The sequence below is a fragment of the Vagococcus fluvialis genome, from assembly GCF_048815235.1.
Lineage (GTDB): Bacteria > Bacillota > Bacilli > Lactobacillales > Vagococcaceae > Vagococcus.
Genome location: NZ_JBMEAO010000013.1, coordinates 57,983 through 74,474 on the forward strand (window position 1 = coordinate 57,983; position 16,492 = coordinate 74,474).

At 34.0% G+C, this 16,492-nt stretch carries 15 protein-coding genes, 1 riboswitch and 1 other annotated feature (1 of these 17 only partly in view); of the genes, 6 read left to right on the plus strand and 9 right to left on the minus strand.

Annotated elements, in window-relative coordinates:
- The first annotated feature begins 59 nt into the window (after positions 1 to 59).
- Together ACODH8_RS09570 and ACODH8_RS09575 are read left to right on the plus strand one after the other, a co-directional pair.
- Complete coding sequence (locus ACODH8_RS09570; RefSeq protein WP_332465685.1) at positions 60 to 752, plus strand: N-acetylmannosamine-6-phosphate 2-epimerase; 693 nt, start codon at positions 60 to 62, stop codon at positions 750 to 752.
- Between the two features lie 16 nt (positions 753 to 768).
- Entirely contained in the window at positions 769 to 2,274 is a 1,506-nt protein-coding gene (locus ACODH8_RS09575; RefSeq protein ID WP_332465686.1) for a PTS transporter subunit EIIC, read from the plus strand.
- A gap of 45 nt (positions 2,275 to 2,319) precedes the next feature.
- Here the strand turns inward: ACODH8_RS09575 and ACODH8_RS09580 are convergent, their stop codons facing one another.
- The 3 genes from ACODH8_RS09580 to ACODH8_RS09590 all read right to left on the minus strand — a co-directional run bounded on the left by ACODH8_RS09580 (position 2,320) and on the right by ACODH8_RS09590 (position 4,598).
- Positions 2,320 to 2,820 (minus strand): ClbS/DfsB family four-helix bundle protein, encoded by a 501-nt coding sequence (locus tag ACODH8_RS09580; protein ID WP_332465687.1) that lies wholly within the window; start codon positions 2,818 to 2,820, stop codon positions 2,320 to 2,322.
- A gap of 2 nt (positions 2,821 to 2,822) precedes the next feature.
- Positions 2,823 to 3,644, minus strand: a complete 822-nt coding sequence (locus ACODH8_RS09585) for a MerR family transcriptional regulator (RefSeq protein WP_332465688.1) — start codon at positions 3,642 to 3,644, stop codon at positions 2,823 to 2,825.
- Positions 3,645 to 3,839: 195 nt separating this feature from the next.
- Positions 3,840 to 4,598 carry a hypothetical protein gene (locus ACODH8_RS09590; protein WP_332465689.1) on the minus strand — a complete coding sequence of 253 codons (759 nt, stop codon included), beginning with the start codon at positions 4,596 to 4,598 and terminating at the stop codon, positions 3,840 to 3,842.
- Between the two features lie 102 nt (positions 4,599 to 4,700).
- A riboswitch (SMK box riboswitch) is annotated at positions 4,701 to 4,784 on the plus strand.
- Here ACODH8_RS09590 and metK point away from each other — a divergent pair.
- Together metK and ACODH8_RS09600 are read left to right on the plus strand one after the other, a co-directional pair.
- Positions 4,782 to 5,969 carry a methionine adenosyltransferase gene (gene metK / locus ACODH8_RS09595; RefSeq protein WP_332465690.1) on the plus strand — a complete coding sequence of 396 codons (1,188 nt, stop codon included), beginning with the start codon at positions 4,782 to 4,784 and terminating at the stop codon, positions 5,967 to 5,969. (Overlaps the previous riboswitch by 3 nt.)
- Positions 5,970 to 6,034: 65 nt before the next feature.
- A complete protein-coding gene (locus ACODH8_RS09600; protein WP_332465691.1) occupies positions 6,035 to 7,507 on the plus strand; it encodes an MDR family MFS transporter in 1,473 nt (490 codons plus the stop codon).
- Between the two features lie 30 nt (positions 7,508 to 7,537).
- Here the strand turns inward: ACODH8_RS09600 and ACODH8_RS09605 are convergent, their stop codons facing one another.
- Positions 7,538 to 8,095 carry a GNAT family protein gene (locus ACODH8_RS09605; protein ID WP_332465692.1) on the minus strand — a complete coding sequence of 186 codons (558 nt, stop codon included), beginning with the start codon at positions 8,093 to 8,095 and terminating at the stop codon, positions 7,538 to 7,540.
- A 150-nt stretch (positions 8,096 to 8,245) separates the two neighbouring features.
- On the opposite strand from ACODH8_RS09605, the gene ACODH8_RS09610 reads away from it, so the two are divergent.
- The gene (locus ACODH8_RS09610; RefSeq protein WP_332465693.1) at positions 8,246 to 9,166 is read left to right on the plus strand and encodes a hypothetical protein; all 921 of its coding nucleotides are present in this window, start codon (positions 8,246 to 8,248) and stop codon (positions 9,164 to 9,166) included.
- A gap of 31 nt (positions 9,167 to 9,197) precedes the next feature.
- Here ACODH8_RS09610 and ACODH8_RS09615 read toward each other — a convergent pair whose 3' ends face one another.
- The 5 genes from ACODH8_RS09615 to ACODH8_RS09635 all read right to left on the minus strand — a co-directional run bounded on the left by ACODH8_RS09615 (position 9,198) and on the right by ACODH8_RS09635 (position 13,148).
- Complete coding sequence (locus ACODH8_RS09615; protein WP_332465694.1) at positions 9,198 to 9,767, minus strand: tRNA (mnm(5)s(2)U34)-methyltransferase; 570 nt, start codon at positions 9,765 to 9,767, stop codon at positions 9,198 to 9,200.
- The gene (locus ACODH8_RS09620; RefSeq protein WP_420517685.1) at positions 9,760 to 10,725 is read right to left on the minus strand and encodes a TIGR01212 family radical SAM protein; all 966 of its coding nucleotides are present in this window, start codon (positions 10,723 to 10,725) and stop codon (positions 9,760 to 9,762) included. Before ACODH8_RS09620 ends, ACODH8_RS09615 begins: the two co-directional genes overlap by 8 nt.
- A 15-nt stretch (positions 10,726 to 10,740) precedes the next feature.
- Positions 10,741 to 11,385, minus strand: a complete 645-nt coding sequence (locus ACODH8_RS09625; protein ID WP_332465696.1) for a phosphatase PAP2 family protein — start codon at positions 11,383 to 11,385, stop codon at positions 10,741 to 10,743.
- A gap of 66 nt (positions 11,386 to 11,451) precedes the next feature.
- Positions 11,452 to 12,501 carry a DUF4097 family beta strand repeat-containing protein gene (locus ACODH8_RS09630; RefSeq protein WP_332465697.1) on the minus strand — a complete coding sequence of 350 codons (1,050 nt, stop codon included), beginning with the start codon at positions 12,499 to 12,501 and terminating at the stop codon, positions 11,452 to 11,454.
- Positions 12,498 to 13,148 (minus strand): DUF1700 domain-containing protein, encoded by a 651-nt coding sequence (locus ACODH8_RS09635; RefSeq protein ID WP_332465698.1) that lies wholly within the window; start codon positions 13,146 to 13,148, stop codon positions 12,498 to 12,500. The genes ACODH8_RS09630 and ACODH8_RS09635 overlap by 4 nt, the downstream gene beginning before the upstream one ends.
- 278 nt (positions 13,149 to 13,426) lie before the next feature.
- Between ACODH8_RS09635 and ACODH8_RS09640 the strand changes: the two genes are divergently transcribed.
- A complete protein-coding gene (locus ACODH8_RS09640; RefSeq protein WP_420517686.1) occupies positions 13,427 to 16,243 on the plus strand; it encodes a LysM peptidoglycan-binding domain-containing protein in 2,817 nt (938 codons plus the stop codon).
- Between the two features lie 63 nt (positions 16,244 to 16,306).
- Positions 16,307 to 16,492, plus strand: a binding site (T-box leader); it runs 14 nt beyond the window's last position.

A 16,492-nucleotide genomic window follows, 5' to 3' on the forward strand; every position in this document is an offset into this window, starting at 1 on the left:
AGAAAGGTGATATATTCTAGTTGGAGATAAACTCCTAATAAATAATTATGGAGGTAAAAATGGAGAGAGAAGAGTTTTTAACCCAGATTAAAGACGGCATTATTGTTTCATGTCAGGCGTTAGAAGGTGAACCCTTATACACAGAAGCTGGTGGGATTATGCCTTTAATGGCTAAAGCGGCAGAGGAAGCTGGAGCAGTGGGGATTCGTGCTAACTCAGTTAGGGATATTTTACAAATCAAGGAAGTAACCAAGTTACCAATTATTGGCATTATTAAACGTGATTATTTACCACAAGAACCTTTTATTACAGCAACAATGAAAGAAGTAGATGAGCTTTATGAAGCTGGAGTAGATGTTATTGCTTTAGATTGTACTGCTAGAGAACGGTTTGATGGTTTAACAGTTACTGAAAATATCAAAAAAATTAAAGAAAAATACCCAACTCAATTGTTAATGGCAGACATTGCTACTTTTGAGGAAGGTGTTACGGCATATGAAGCAGGGGTTGATTTTGTCGGAACTACTTTATCAGGGTATACAGCTAACAGTAGACAAGACGAAGGTCCTGATATGGAATTAATGGAGCAATTAGTTGCTGCTGATATCCCAGTAATAGCTGAAGGTAAAATCCATACTCCAGAACAGGCAAAACGGATTAAAGAGTTAGGAGTTTCAGGAATTGTTGTTGGTGGTGCTATTACCCGTCCAAAAGAAATTGCTAAACGATTTATTGATGGATTAGGTTTATAAAAAAAGGAGGAGTATTATGTTTAAGAAATTTTCACAACTAGGTAGGGCCTTTATGTTACCGATTGCTATTTTACCAGCAGCCGGTTTGTTACTTGGAATTGGAGGCGCTTTATCAAATGCAAGTGCCATTCAAGCTTATCCATGGTTAGACCAAGCTTGGTTACAGACAGTTTTAACGGTTATGAGTAATGCGGGGAATGCCGTTTTTAGTAATTTAGCGTTGATTTTTGCGATTGGTTTAGCAGTCGGTTTAGCAAATGGGGATAAGGGAACTGCTGGATTAGCCGGTGGTGTTTCTTTCTTAGTTTATACAGCAACTATTAGTGGGTTATTGCAATTATTTGCACCAGAGACAGCTATTGATACTGGTGTTGTAGGTTCAATTGCTGTAGGTGGAACAGTGGCTTTTCTTCATAATAAATATCGAAAAATTGAATTACCTCAATTCTTAGGCTTTTTTGGTGGTTCACGTTTCATTCCAATAGTATCATCTATTGCAGCTATTTTTATTGGGGTTATTTTCTTCTTAATTTGGCCACCAATTCAACAAGGGATGACAACTATTGGTGAAGCAGTCGCTGAGATGGGCAGTCTTGGAACATTCCTTTATGGATTCTTACTTCGTTTAACTGGAGCGGTAGGTTTACACCATACGATTTATCCAATGTTTTGGTATACATCTCTTGGAGGAGCTGAGGTAGTTGCAGGGGAAACTATTTCAGGAGCACAAAACATTTTCTTTGCTCAATTAGCAGATCCAAATCATACAGGACTTTTCACTTATGGAACCCGATTCTTTGCAGGTCGTTTTGCAACTATGATGTTTGGTTTACCAGCAGCTTGTTTAGCAATGTACCATGCGATTCCAAAAGAAAATCGCAAACAAACAGGTGGCTTGTATGCTAGTGGCGCTTTAACATCATTCTTAACAGGGATTACAGAACCAATCGAATACATGTTTTTATTTAGTGCTCCTTGGTTGTATGTCATTCATGCCTTTTTAGATGGTTGTTCATTCTTAGTAGCAGATTTATTGAATATTAGAATTGGAAATTCATTCTCTGGTGGTTTAATCGATTTTCTTTTATTCGGTGTTTTCCAAGGCCAAGCTAAAACACATTGGTTATATGTGATTCCAATTGGTATTATTTGGGCTTTAGTTTATTATGCAGTGTTTACATTCTTTATTCGAAAATTCAAAGTAGCCATTCCAGGAATGGAAGCGATGGAATCAACTGGTAATGAAGAAGTAAAAGTAACTAAAGGAAGTAATAGTCTTCATGAAGAGTCATTGATTATCATTGAAGCATTAGGTGGGGAGACTAATATTACTTCAGTAGGAGCTTGTGCAACACGTTTAAGAGTAGCTGTTGTTGATAATCAAGTCGTCGATAAAAATCGAATTCAACAACTAGGTGCCACAGCTGTTTTAGAATTAAGTGGGGGAATTCAAGCAGTGTTTGGTGGTAAGGCAGACTTATATAGCCAAGAAATTAATCAAATTTTAGGACAAGATAATTAATACGTAAATAGAGATGGACTTAAAAAATCCATCTCTATTTTTATTTTATGTTTTTTTATATTTTCTAATAATTTTTAAAGCCCAATCATAATGAGATGAAGTAGCAGAAACAGCGTAACTACCTAAACTAGTTGTTCCAGTCCAGTTATAGTACTTTTTGGTAAATAATTCTTCATCTGTATATCCTTCAATGATGGTAAGGCATTTTTTATGACTATCTGCTAGTAATTCTTTGGCAGAATCTAAAGAAGTTTCTTGATGTGTTTCCCAAAAAGCTTGGTTCATTTCACCATAGTTTTTCCAGTTGTATGGGTCTGGTAAGAAAGGCGTGACAGGTTCATTTTGATTGAGTGCTATCCAATTAATAAATAGTTGTTGCCACTCATAAAGATGAACTAGACAATCCCTTATTTGACGGTCTCGTCCTTCAAAAGGGAATGTTCCTAGTTGTTCTTCTTGAGAAAGACTATTGATTAATTTTGTTAATTTATCATAATTTTGAGTAGCTTGTGCTATTAAATCCGTTTTAGTTTGTGGTCTAGCCATTTTTAAAGCATCTCCTTTTCTTTAATAACAATACAGGCTTCGGTAACCCAGTTATCAGGATTTTTATCTTGAGCAGCTGTGACATGAAAAATGTTAATCATTGGTCCATCAATTTCGTAATGATTGGCTTCAATCCAAATAGCCAGAGCTTCCATTACTAGAGGCATTTGTTCAAAACTCCCTTGAAAAGTAGTAGATGCTACCATCATTTTAGGTGCTAATTTAAATTGGACATTATCCGTACTGACATAGTCACCAACAATGCTACTTTGAATTTCAATATCAATGTCTTGTTCTTCGTAACTTTCATTGTGATAGATGCTAATGCCAAGTGAAGGCTCAGAAAATTGAACTTCTTGTAGTAGGTATTCTTGATAGAGTTCTTGCCATAAATATTGCTCTGCTTCATAGTTTGGAACGACTCGGCGTAAGCTCATTACGTGTCGTTCGGGAATATCTTTTAGAGTAACGTGATAATTTAAGTAGTCTTGATTGTCTGTTAAAACATCAGAAATAGAATCAAGTAAATTTTGTTGGATTTGAATTTTTTCTAATGCTTGTTGCAATTGCTCTTTTTGTTGATTAAAGGATATTGTGAGCTCACTAGGTGATGAGGAGTTCAGTATCTCTTTGATATTACTTAAGGAAAAACCAAGTTCTTGGAGAGTTTTTATTTGTGCTACTGTTTTTAGTTGCTTGGGCGAATAGTCTCGGTAATTATTATTTTGGTCAGAGCGTTCAACAGATAATAACCCTATTTTTTCATAATGTCGAAGCATACGTGTACTAGTATTAGAAAGTCTAGAAAAGTCACTTATTTTCATTTCAAAATACCTCCTTTAATAATCTTATTATAAAGGATAACATTGTGTGAAGGTAAAGAAAAAAAGCCCATTAAGGACTTTTTCTTTAAAAATATTTCAAAATAAGTAGTGCAATGAGAATTCCGATGGCTAGAGAACCAACACGTATCATGATTTCTTTTTTCTTATCCATTTGTTCGCAGCCTCCTTTTACATTTAGAAGTAATAAATAAATAAACTAATTAAAGCGAAAAAATTAAGAACAATTTCTTTTTTCATAGCATCTTTTGATTTCATAAAGAAATAAAGAGCTCCTAAATTACATAGAATGAAGATTAATACTTTCCAAAGAACTGTCTCGTGAGCTAAATATTGAGAGATAAGTAAATAATAGAGAAGTATTAAGCAAAGTCCAGCTAAAAATAAAAACCACCCATGACGTTTTAAAAATGAGTACATTCCTTGAGTTAAGATAGTGATAAACAAGATGAGTACAAATGAAAAGATAAAAGGTTTCATTAATTCAAAATTATAATCAAAAGGATAGTTGATTGTTAGTAATTGATTGAAAACAATTCCTTTAAAAAAAGCATTGAGTAAGGAATAAAAAATAGAATCAATATAGAAGAATTGTTTTGAAAAAATCAGTAACTGAAAAAGTTCATAGGCAACTAAAATAGCTGCAAATTGGTAAGCTGTCTGCTGAGCTATCATAAAAATGAGAATAGTAGAAATAACTAGTTTTGTACCATATACAGGTAATGAGATGAAAGAGCCTTTTTTGTAGGAAGCTTTACCAATTAAATGAAAAAAATCGCTAATTAATAGATAAATCACCAGATAGGTTAATATGGCAGGGCCACGGCTACTATCTCGTAAAAATAGAATACCAGGCAAGAGAGAAATCAGTGTCTGGGTTAAAGTGGTTACAATTAAAAACGGTAAAATAAATAAATTGTTTTTTGTCTTATTCAATGGAATAACCTCTCTTTTAGTCTTATGAGTTTACTTTATTGTAATAAGAAAGAAAGGTCAATATATTTAGGTAGGTAAAAAGATTTTTATCTGTTATACTGTCAATGTTGCAAGATTCCCGATAGGATTTACTATACGCGTAAAGATTCCTTGTAACCGAATATATAACCAGGGGGAATAGAAATGTTAGAAAGAAAATTATTTACATCAGAATCAGTATCAGAGGGACATCCAGATAAGGTCGCAGACCAAATTAGTGATGCGATTTTAGATGCGATTCTAGCAAAAGATCCAGAGGCCAGAGTAGCCTGTGAGACATCTGTGACAACAGGATTAGTTCTTGTGTTTGGTGAAATCACAACCACAGCTTATGTGGATATTCAAAAAGTAGTTCGTGAAACAATCAAAGGAATTGGTTATACACGTGCTAAATATGGTTTTGATGGGGATACATGTGCTGTTATGGTGGCGATTGATGAACAATCACCGGATATCGCACAAGGTGTTGACGCTTCATTTGAGAAACGTGAAAGTAATGAAGAAAAAGAAGATTTAGGAGCTGGAGATCAAGGGTTAATGTTTGGGTTTGCGATTAACGAAACACCAGAATTAATGCCTTTACCGATTGCTTTAAGTCATCGCATTACTGAAAAATTAGCGGAACTTAGAAAAAATGAAACTTTAGACTATTTACGTCCAGATGCGAAATCGCAAGTTACAGTTGAATACGACGAAGCAGGAAAACCTGTTAGAGTGGATACAATTGTTGTTAGTACACAACACGATGAGCATGTGACCTTAGAAACAATTATTAAAGATGTTAAATCGTTAGTCATTAATGAAGTGATTCCAAGTGACTTATTAGATGATAAAACAAAATATTTTATTAACCCAACTGGTCGTTTTGTGATTGGTGGTCCTCAAGGGGACTCTGGATTAACCGGTCGTAAGATTATTGTTGATACTTATGGTGGTTACGCACGACACGGTGGTGGCGCATTTTCAGGAAAAGATGCGACAAAAGTAGACCGCTCAGCCAGCTACGCCGCTAGATACATTGCTAAAAATATTGTAGCAGCTGAGTTAGCAGACAAATGTGAAGTTCAATTAGCTTATGCTATTGGAGTGGCACAACCTGTTTCGATTTCAGTTGAAACATTTGGTACAGGTAAAGTATCAGAAACAGATTTAATAACAGCTATTAGAGAAAACTTCAATCTTTCTCCAGTAGGTATTATTGATATGTTAGATTTAAAACGCCCAATTTACCAAAAGACAGCCGCTTACGGACATTTTGGACGTGAAGACGCAGACTTTACTTGGGAAAGATTAGATAAAGTTGCAGATTTAAAACAAAGTTTAGGTCAGTAGAAAGCGCTCTTTGTTAGAGATATTTCTCTAACAAGGGGTTTTTTTATAAGTTTTGGAGGTAGGAAATGATAAAACAAAGAGAAACAAGCGTTAAAATTATTACGGCATGTGTGTTTATTGCCACTTTTATGACAGCAGTAGAAGGTACAATCGTTTCAACAGCGATGCCAACGATTGTTGGTTCACTCGAAGGAATATCTATTATGAACTGGGTATTCTCAATCTATTTATTAACTAATGCTATGATGACTCCTATTTACGGGAAATTAGCTGATAAAATCGGAAGAAAACCAATCTTTTTAATTGGTATTATTATTTTTATTATTGGTTCAGCTCTTTCTGGAATTAGTCAGAATATGATTCAGTTGATTTTATTTAGAGCGATTCAAGGTATCGGAGCAGGTTCAATTGTGCCTGTGTCATTAATTATTATTGCCGATATGTATCCCGTTGAAAAAAGAGCAAGCATCTTAGGTTTAAACAGTGCTGCTTGGGGAATTGCTAGTATTTTTGGTCCTTTAGCAGGTGGGTTTATTGTAGATGTCCTTAGTTGGCATTGGATCTTTTTAATTAACGTTCCAATTGGCTTAGTATTGATGTTACTGGTTTGGATGTTTTTAAATGAAGAGAAAAAAGAAGTGGATAAGGCACCAATTGATTATCTAGGTAGTATTTGTTTAGTCTTTATGCTTCTTTCATTATTGTACGGATTCCAAACAGTTAGTGAAGGCTTCAGCGCTATTACTATTATTTCATTTGTTATCTTTATAATTGGTTTTATTGCCTTTATCAAAGTAGAAAAACGTGCTGTGGATCCCATTATTTCTCTAGAATTATTTAGTAACAGAACGTATGTCATTGTAAATATCATTGCGGCATTAATTAGTGGTTTTTTAATGGGAGTAGAAGTTTATATTCCAATGTGGATGCAAGGTATTTTAGGAAAACCTGCAGCTTTGGGTGGTATTGTACTAGCACCGATGTCTGTTATTTGGATGGTAGGCTCATTTACTGGTGGAAAAGCCATGCAGAAATGGTCAGCTAAAAAGGCGATTTTTATTAGTATGTTACCAGTATTAGTAGGAGCTATTTGTTTAGCCTTCTCTAAAATTGACACACCATATGGCATTTTCTTTATTTATTCAGCAGTCCTAGGTATTGGTTTTGGTATGACAATGACGATCTTAACAGTGCTAGCTCAAACATCTGTCGATCATGAACATATTGGGGTAGCGACATCGTTCTTCACCTTGTCTCGTACGATTGGTCAAACAATTATGATTTCGATTTTTGGTTTAGTATTAAACTCTTCAATGAATAAAGGATTAGAAGCTAAAAGTGATTTAGGTGTAACAAAAGATATGATGAATAAACTAATTAACCCTCAAACTGTAGATTCTTTACCTAGTCATTTAGTAGGGGACTTAAGAGAAATCTTATTTAATAACTTACATCAAGTCTACTTAGTTGGAATCACATTGGTAGGTATTTCATTTGTATTGAACTATTTCCAAAAAACAGATGATACATTAGCATAAAAAAGAGGCTTCTCCCAAACTGGGAGAGCCTTATTTTTTTGCTTCAAACTCTTTTTTTAGAAGAGCATAGCGGTTAATATCTCTGAATTCACCGTATAAAAGTTGTTCTTCTTTTAGCGTCGCGACAAACTCATAACCACTTTTTTGTGCCACTTTATTACTAGCAATATTTTCTACAACAGCAATAATAGATAGTTTATTTAAACCTAAATCATCAAATCCAATTTCAGTTATTTTATGAACGGATTGAGTCATAATACCTTTACCTGCAAAGGAAGAATGAATCCAATAACCAATTTCAGCATGTTTATTTTTTTGGTCTATCATGTGTAAATCAATAGTTCCTGCTAATTGCTCTAGATAATAGATTAAAAATAGGCGATCAGTTCCTTCAGCTTCTCCTGTGATTTTCATTTTTAGAAAATTAGCTTCATCTTCAATGTTTTCCGTCATTTTTACAAAATCTAAAAATTCTTCTAAATGTGCTCTATCACTATCAACTAGATTAAATAGTTCTTCAGCCATTTGAATGGTTGGTTGAACAAAGAAAATATTTTCTGTTACTGGTAATGCTAAACGATGTTTCATAAGAAAACCTCCTTTTGGGTATTGTTAACGATTATATCGAATTTAATGATGAAAGAGAAGTCGAAATTAAGAAATTAAACAGAATTAGTTTATTAAATCTACATTTTAATTTGTTATTCTTTAGATGACTTAAGAAGAGAGGGCAAAAAGATGAAAAAGATAATTCGTTTATTGTTGGTATGTTTAGTATTAGGTGGTGGTGGCTTTTATTTATGGTCAACACAATTTAAAGCTAATTTATCTGAGACAGGAGTAGCTAAAAATCAGTCTAAACTAGACCTAACTAAACCAGTTCACAGTCAAACGATTTTACTAAAAAATTTAAGTACAAAAGAAACATTAGTTGAGCAAAATGTAAGTAAAACAGTAGAAATCGCTTCTTTAACTAAACTAATAACAGCCTATTTATTACTTGAATATGAATCAGATTTGACTAAAAAAATAACTATTGATCAGCGTACTATTGATCAGCGTATTATTGATGAATTGATTTCTGAAGGAGCTTCTCTTTCAGGTTACAAAGGTGAAGATGAGATAACGATTGAAGATTTAGTTTACGGTATTATTTTACCTTCTGGAGGGGACGCTGCGCTGGTCGCGGCTAATTATGTATCTGGTAGTGAATCAGCTTTTGTGAATGAAATGAATACCTTAGCTAGTAAACTTGAGATGAAGGACACTCATTTTAAAAATGCAACAGGATTAGACGCGAGGAAACATTATTCTACAGCAGAAGATTTAAGTAAATTTATGGAAGTAGCATTAAAAAACGATGCCTTTAAAAAGGTTGTAACAACAACAACCTATCAAACAGCAGGAACTAGTTATACTCCTGAAGGATATTATTTGGAAAGTACTTTATTAAAAGATTCTACAGATTTAAGTCTGTCTAATGGTGAAATACTAGGTGGGAAAACAGGTTACACTAAAAAAGCAGGACAATGTCTTATTAGTCTAGCTGAAATTGATGGTGATACCTATATGTTAATTACCACTGGAGCAGATGGTAATCCTCTTACAGAACAATATAATATGTCAGATGCGCGTTCTATTTACGAGGCAATTATTTAAGAGAAAACCACAGTAACTCTTTTGAAGAGCGTTACTGTGGTTTTTTTTCGATACAAATAAGTGATGGTGGATTGTTTCGTTGATTAATAAATTGATAACTAAGAACACTATATATTTCTTGCGGCAAGTTACTAACAAAAGACAAGACTTCTGCTTTTTCTACTTTTCCCTCATCATGACCATCATAAATAACTAATATGATACGTCCAGTTTCTTTTAAACGGAGTAATAACTCTTCCAGGGCTTTAATGGTAGTATCTTCTCTTGTCACAATAGACTTATCACTTTTAGGTAAATAACCTAAGTTGAAAATAGCAGCGCTAATACTAGTATCTATATCAATTACTTTACCGATATTCTCATGGCCTGTCAGATGTAGAGTGGTTTGTTTGTCACATTGATGTTCTTTGATTCTTATTTCTGTGTTAATAATGGCTTGTTCTTGGACATCAAAAGCATGGACGCAACCTTCCTCACCAACTAATTGAGCTAAAAATAATGTATCATTGCCGTTACCCATTGTGGCATCAACAACCGTATCCCCAAGATTAATAACTTCTTTTAATAAGTCGTGACTATAATGTAATGAACGTTTAAGCATAGATTATCTTTCCTTTTCTCCCATTGGCATAAATACCTTGATAAGTACCACGGCGTCTTAATTCTGTATCAAATCCATTAAGAACTTCCCATTTTTTTAAGCTCCACATTGGCCCGATAATAGTATCACGAGGAGCGTCTCCTGTTAAACGATGAATAATAACATTCTCAGGAATAATTTCTAATTGGTCACATATTAACTGAGTATAGTCATGTTGAGTTAATAGCTGTAAGCGACCAGCTAAATAATCTTTTTCCATTCGTGTATTTCTCATTAAATGAAGGAGATGAAGCTTGATACCTTGAATGTCTGAGTCAGTCACTGTTCGTCTAACATTTTCCATCATCATCTCATAAGATTCACCAGGTAATCCATTGATGAGATGGGTACAAACATTGATATTATGTTTGCGAAGCTTAGCAACCCCATCTAAATAAGTTTGATAATCATGAGCTCGGTTAATCATGTCACTAGTGTGTTCATAGGTTGTTTGTAAACCAAGCTCTACCCATAAATATAATCGTTGATTTAGTTCAGCTAAGTATTCAACCACATCATCTGGTAAACAATCTGGTCTAGTTCCAATAGAGAGTCCGATGACACCTTCTTCATTAACTACTTGCTCAAAGCGACTTTTTATCACTTCTAAAGGAGCATGAGTATTGGTGAAATTTTGGAAATAAACAATGTACTGAGTTGTGCCTGGCCATTTGCGATGCATTTGATCGACTTCTTTTCTGAATTGAACAGGTAAGGGATCACTTGGAGCAATAATCATGTCTCCAGACCCTGAAACACTACAAAAGGTACACCCACCATGAGCAACAGTTCCATCTCGATTTGGGCAATCAAAGCCAGCATCAATGGGGACTTTGAATATTTTAGCATCAAATTGTTCTCTAAGAGCATCATTCCACGTATAGTAGCGTTTTGAATTGCCCTCTTTAAAAGTAAACATCAACAAAAACTCCTTTTAAGCACTTAATGTGTCGTATTTAGTAAAACGAGGATAAGAGAAACTTAACCAAGCAAATCCCATTAAAAAGCCACCTAGCACGTCTGTTGGATAATGAACACCTAAATAAATTCGACTTGTTCCAACCAATAAAATGATTATCCCTAGTCCGATTTGCCCGATTAAACAAACTGTTCTATTTTTAATGAATCTAGGAAGTAATAGAATAAGTGTTCCATATAACAGCATACTTCCCATTGAGTGTCCACTTGGGAAACTTGTTCCACCAGCAGCTACAAGGTGTTCACCACTAGGTCTTGGACGATTGAATATAAATTTTAGAGCAGTGTTACCAGCTCCTTGGATAATTGCCGAATTAATAACTAACCAAATGGCAGCTACTTTATTTTTTAGTAAGAACCATAAAACTAGTGCTAATCCTACTGTTAAAATAATGACTGTAGAAGTATCTCCAAGGCGAGTGACTGTTGAAAAAAATAATGTTTTAGTAGTAGTTAAATTACCTCGAATAGCATGAATAATTGGGTTATCAATAACACTTAAGATAGTCTCATCGATAACGACAAAGATGGCAATAGCCGCAAATAATAATAAACTAATATAAGAAGCGAGATACCATGATGTTTGCGTTTTTTTTGACATAAAAAACCTCCATAATTAAAAATAAAGAAGCCCTGACATCAGGGCTTCTCATATTATAACACGATTTTAATGGCTGTCGTACTCAGTATCATCTTCATCTAGCTCATTAACCGTGATATCACCATTTTTTGAAGTAGCTTTTAGGAGGTGAGTTCCTTTATCTTTAGAGAATTTTGTTTCAGATGATAAATTTTCATTAAATATTGAAACAACACCAAAATTCGTTGCAAAATCCATTTTGTTTCGGTCATAGGATTGTTGATCGATTTCAATAAAAATGGTGCCATGAACACTTTCTAAAGTAGTATCATAATTGACTTGGTTTGAATGGAAAATAACATCGCCATTCTTATTATCAACTTTCGTTGTTCCTTTAGTGTGATTGATGTAAGTATTTCCTGATGTATTTGAAATATCCATATTCCCCTTTGTGTTCCCAGTAACAATATCCCCATTTTTTAAAGTTGATTTTAAATTCATAAAGGAAGCATCTTGAATAGTAATATTTCCATTAGTTGAATCAATGTTTAAATCTTTTTCGATTTTAGCTTCATTTAAAAAGACATCCCCATGATGACTTTCAATGGTTAATTCTTCAGTAATTAAATCATTAGCATCTACAAAGCCGTACTTTGTTTTAATGTCTAATTTTGAAAGGGTTAATTCATATGTATGAATATCTAAGCTGTTGCCATTGATCGTTATTTTTTTGTAGTTTTCAGGTAGGCTAAGAGAAATACTGTCATCGTAGATGTCTCCAAAGTTAAAGACAGTAGGCTGTATCCGTTGTTGCATATTTTGGTTATCGATGGTTACTGTAGTTTTATTGCCTTCTTTTTTTATGTCCCAAGAGGTTTCATCTTTTTTGGTATTTCCATAACTTAAACCTTGTTTTTTCATATGAACATAGTCATCTTCTGAAGTACTTAAATAAAGAGATGCACGATTTTTTATGTTTAGTACAAGTTCTTCGGAGTTGTCGTATTTAAACTTTTTATTGATATCACTTTTTGCGCGTTCAGCTTCTAATTTTTGGAAGTGATAGATACTTCCAGCAGCACCAGTAATAATTAAGAGTGTTGCCACTATTAAAACGAACCAGATACGTTTTTTCATAAAGCACGATCTCCTTTCAGCACTTGTAAATTCCATTTAGAGTAAGTCTTTAATAAGTTAAATGAAATTTTAGAGAAAGGAACCATAATAACAAGCCCTATTAACCCGATTCCACAGAATAAGAGGGACATGAAAAATTGAAATGAACCATAAGATGGCGTTAATGTTAGTAGACTATAAACACCTAATGCTGGGGAAAGGATAAATGACAGACTAATAATCCATCCTACAAGTAAAGAGAGTCCCCATGAAAAAATAAGCCAAAGCATAAAAAAGAGATTTAAGAAAATGATACCTGTTACTTGAAAGAAACGAATAAATCCAGAGCTTTGAGCTTTTTGAGGAATGTCGTTATTGTAGTAAGGGTGTGACTGCTCATTATTAAAATGGTTAGTCTCGCTAGACATTTCTACCCAATCGTTATTACTCTTTGCCGCTTCTTTAAATTCCAAATTAAATTCTTTTAAAATGGCACAAGCTATTTCTTTAGGTGTATCTAATTCTTTGGTTATTTGATATTCAGTTAAACCTTGAGCCATCTTTTCAGTGAATAAATCATCGTATTTAGCTAAAATAGCTTGTTGATCAATGAGAGAAAGTTGACGCAAGTGCAGTTTTAATTCAATTAAAAAGTGCTCTTTATTCATGACAGAATCCTTTCTTGACTGTTTTCTTAATGCTAATATACCGTCTATAATCCTTGATAACAAGAGGTTTAGGCTAAAATCGGGCTAAAGTATGAGCGATAAAGCTCTTAAAACAACTGACGTTTTTTTATTTATTGTTGCGGACAGATTACAAATTATTAATACTGTGCTATAAACCTTGATAAACGTCTATTAAGATGCTTTAATTATAGTGGACTATATGAAAAATAAGATAAGCATGTTGTCTCTAAAAATCGAGTAAAAGGATGGAAATATAAATGAAAAAGAATGTCTCTAAAAATATGTTAACGAAACAGCCAATTCTTAAAAATGTTTCGCTAATCGGAACAACCATGATGATTTCTTCATCTGTCTTAATTCCTGGAGTAACAACTAAAGCTTATGCAGATGCAGCTAAGGAATATACAGAAGAAAGTGAAAAAGAATTAATTTCAACGAAAGGTCCAGCTATGGACTTAAGTAGTTTTACAACAGAAAACTCTGTTGTAAAAGAGGAAGATAACAGATTTGAGATGGCATTTGTTTTAAATGCTCATCAAGTTGAAAACCTAGATACGATCATCCAAATATCACCGAATGCTAATTTAGTGTTCGATGAAACGAAATTAGAAGTTAAGGATGAGATTGGAAATATTGTTGGTAGTTATGAACTAGATCAAACATTAAATCAAATTAAAATTAAATTTACAAATAGTGGGTTTACCCAAGCCAAATTAGTTGTACCAATGTCTCTTAAAAAGTTTGATTTAACAGAGCAAGTTGTGACAGCTTCTATTGGAGAGAGTATGTTATCGCAAGGCCTTGTTACTGAGAAAAAAGAGGTTCAGGAAGAAGTGACAGAAGAGTCTGAAGAAATAACAGAAGAAACAACGGCATCTGAGGTGGAAGATATAACAACTGAGACAACAGAGGAAGTTGTGGAGGAATCAACAGAAGTTACGGAAGAAACAACGAGTACAGAAACAAGTGCTGAAGAAGAATCAACAGAAGAGACATCAGTAGAGGAGACAACAAGTTCAATTGATGACTCTGAGGAAACAAGTACAACAGAATCAGAAGAGCCAGTTGAATCAACAACAGAAGAAGTAGTTGTGAAACCACAGGCTGCAAAAGCAATGAGTGCTCCTATGATGGGACCAACTATGTTCAGAGCAGCAACACCACAAGCTCAGTTTATTGAAAACACTGCTCACTATGCTCAAGAAGTAGCAGGGAAAAATGATTTATATGCATCAGTTATGATTGCACAATCTATTTTAGAAAGTGGTTATGGTTCAAGTACATTATCATCACCACCAAACCATAATTTATTCGGTATTAAGGGTGCTTATAATGGTCAATCTGTAACAATGCAGACTTGGGAACATTTTAATGGACAGGACGTTATTATCAACGCCGAATTCAGAAAATACCCATCATATCGTGAGTCATATGAAGACAATGCGCGTGTGTTAAAAACAACATCTTTCTACCCTGGTAACTATTTCTATTCAGGCGCATGGAAATCAAATACTAACACATATCAAGATGCAACACGTTGGTTAACAGGGCGTTATGCAACAGACCCTAATTACAATGTGAAGTTAAATAATTTGATTGTGACTCATAATTTAACGCAATATGATACGCCAGGAAATGGAAATAATAACAACAACAATAATAATTCGAATAATAACAATAATTCAAATAACAACAATAACACTAATAAAGGCAAAACACATACAGTTAGAAGTGGTGATACATTGTATGGCATTGCAACTTCTTATGGTGTTAGTGTGGCTCAATTAAAACAATGGAATAATTTAACAAGTGACATGATTTATGTAGGACAGGTTTTAAAAGTTTCTAATGATAATTCATCAACAACTAAACCAAAACCGACTCCTAAGCCAGATCCAAAACCGGATAATGGTAATAATAATGAAACTAATAAACCAAAACCACCAGTATCGCAAGGAACAACACACACGGTTAAAAGTGGAGACACCTTGTACCGAATTGCTAATCAATACGGTGTAACAGTCGCTCAAATTAAGCAGTGGAATAACTTAACAAGTGATGTTATTTATGTGGGACAAAAATTAGTTGTTAAAGGTGGAAACACAAACAACAATAATAATAACAGCAACAACAATAATTCAAATAACAATACGAAACCACCAGTTTCTCAGGGAACTACACATACAGTAAAAAGTGGAGATACTTTATATGGTATTGCCAATCAATATGGTGTGACAGTGGCTCAAATTAAACAGTGGAATAACTTAACAAGTGATGTTATTTATGTGGGACAAAAGCTAGCTGTTAAAGGTGGAAACACAAACAATAATAATAATACGAAACCAACTACACCAAATACAGGACAAATGAAAAAACATATAGTTAAGAGTGGTGACACGTTATATGGTATTGCAACTCAATACGGTGTGACAGTCGCTCAAATTAAACAATGGAATAATTTGAAAAACGATGTTATTTATGTAGGACAAACATTGTCAATTGGTGGTAGTAGTAATAGCAACGGCGGGTCTAATCAGTCTCAAGGTAACCAATCAGGAGTAGGAACAACAAGAACACATACCGTTCGAAGTGGTGATACTCTTTATGGCATTGGTTTACGTTATGGTGTGAGTATTAATGAAATCAAACAAAAAAATGGTTTGAAGTCAGACTTTATTTATATTGGTCAAACTTTAGTCATTAGTGGTACTTCGACTAACCAAGGTGGTAATTCTGGTGGTCAAACAACTGGAACAAGCTCAACATATAAAGTGAAAACTGGTGATAGTTTATATCAAATAGCTTTAAAACATGGTGTTAGCGTTTCAGAGTTGAAGCAAACTAATGGATTAAAAAGTGATATGATATATGTAGGACAAACACTTAAAATCCCTGGTCAAACAGTGGCAACTAACACAACGAGTCCAAGTGGTGTGAAACGCCATCAGGTGAAAACGGGTGATTCACTATGGGGATTATCAACTAAATATGGAACAAGTGTTTCAAAAATTAAGCAATGGAATGGTTTAACAAGTGACGTTATTTATAAAGGTCAAAATTTAAGAGTCGGTTAATTAATTAACTGTTTTTTGATTTAGTTGCCAAGTAAAATAGATTCTGTTATCATGAGCTTAATATTTAAAACAATGACGAGAAGTAGTACGGTGGAAACTTTTTTAGAGAGTGTGTGGTTGGTGAAAACACATAAAGAAAGAAACCCGAACTTAGCTCTGAGTTCGCTAATACAGCCGGGATCAACCCGTTATCATGAAGTAGAGATGCTAGTAGTTTTAGCATAAATATAGGTGGTACCACGTTTAAAA

What these genes read in the sequence shown, in the direction of transcription:
- ACODH8_RS09570 (WP_332465685.1), top strand. Translation starts at nt 60, where the DNA reads ATGGAGAGAGAAGAGTTTTTAACCCAGATTAAAGACGGCATTATTGTT.
- ACODH8_RS09600 (WP_332465691.1), top strand. Translation starts at nt 6,035, where the DNA reads ATGATAAAACAAAGAGAAACAAGCGTTAAAATTATTACGGCATGTGTG.
- ACODH8_RS09580 (WP_332465687.1), bottom strand. Translation starts at nt 2,820, where the DNA reads ATGGCTAGACCACAAACTAAAACGGATTTAATAGCACAAGCTACTCAA.
- ACODH8_RS09585 (WP_332465688.1), bottom strand. Translation starts at nt 3,644, where the DNA reads ATGAAAATAAGTGACTTTTCTAGACTTTCTAATACTAGTACACGTATG.
- ACODH8_RS09575 (WP_332465686.1), top strand. Translation starts at nt 769, where the DNA reads ATGTTTAAGAAATTTTCACAACTAGGTAGGGCCTTTATGTTACCGATT.
- ACODH8_RS09630 (WP_332465697.1), bottom strand. Translation starts at nt 12,501, where the DNA reads ATGAAAAAACGTATCTGGTTCGTTTTAATAGTGGCAACACTCTTAATT.
- ACODH8_RS09615 (WP_332465694.1), bottom strand. Translation starts at nt 9,767, where the DNA reads ATGCTTAAACGTTCATTACATTATAGTCACGACTTATTAAAAGAAGTT.
- metK (WP_332465690.1), top strand. Translation starts at nt 4,782, where the DNA reads ATGTTAGAAAGAAAATTATTTACATCAGAATCAGTATCAGAGGGACAT.
- ACODH8_RS09620 (WP_420517685.1), bottom strand. Translation starts at nt 10,725, where the DNA reads ATGTTTACTTTTAAAGAGGGCAATTCAAAACGCTACTATACGTGGAAT.
- ACODH8_RS09605 (WP_332465692.1), bottom strand. Translation starts at nt 8,095, where the DNA reads ATGAAACATCGTTTAGCATTACCAGTAACAGAAAATATTTTCTTTGTT.
- ACODH8_RS09635 (WP_332465698.1), bottom strand. Translation starts at nt 13,148, where the DNA reads ATGAATAAAGAGCACTTTTTAATTGAATTAAAACTGCACTTGCGTCAA.
- ACODH8_RS09640 (WP_420517686.1), top strand. Translation starts at nt 13,427, where the DNA reads ATGAAAAAGAATGTCTCTAAAAATATGTTAACGAAACAGCCAATTCTT.
- ACODH8_RS09625 (WP_332465696.1), bottom strand. Translation starts at nt 11,385, where the DNA reads ATGTCAAAAAAAACGCAAACATCATGGTATCTCGCTTCTTATATTAGT.
- ACODH8_RS09610 (WP_332465693.1), top strand. Translation starts at nt 8,246, where the DNA reads ATGAAAAAGATAATTCGTTTATTGTTGGTATGTTTAGTATTAGGTGGT.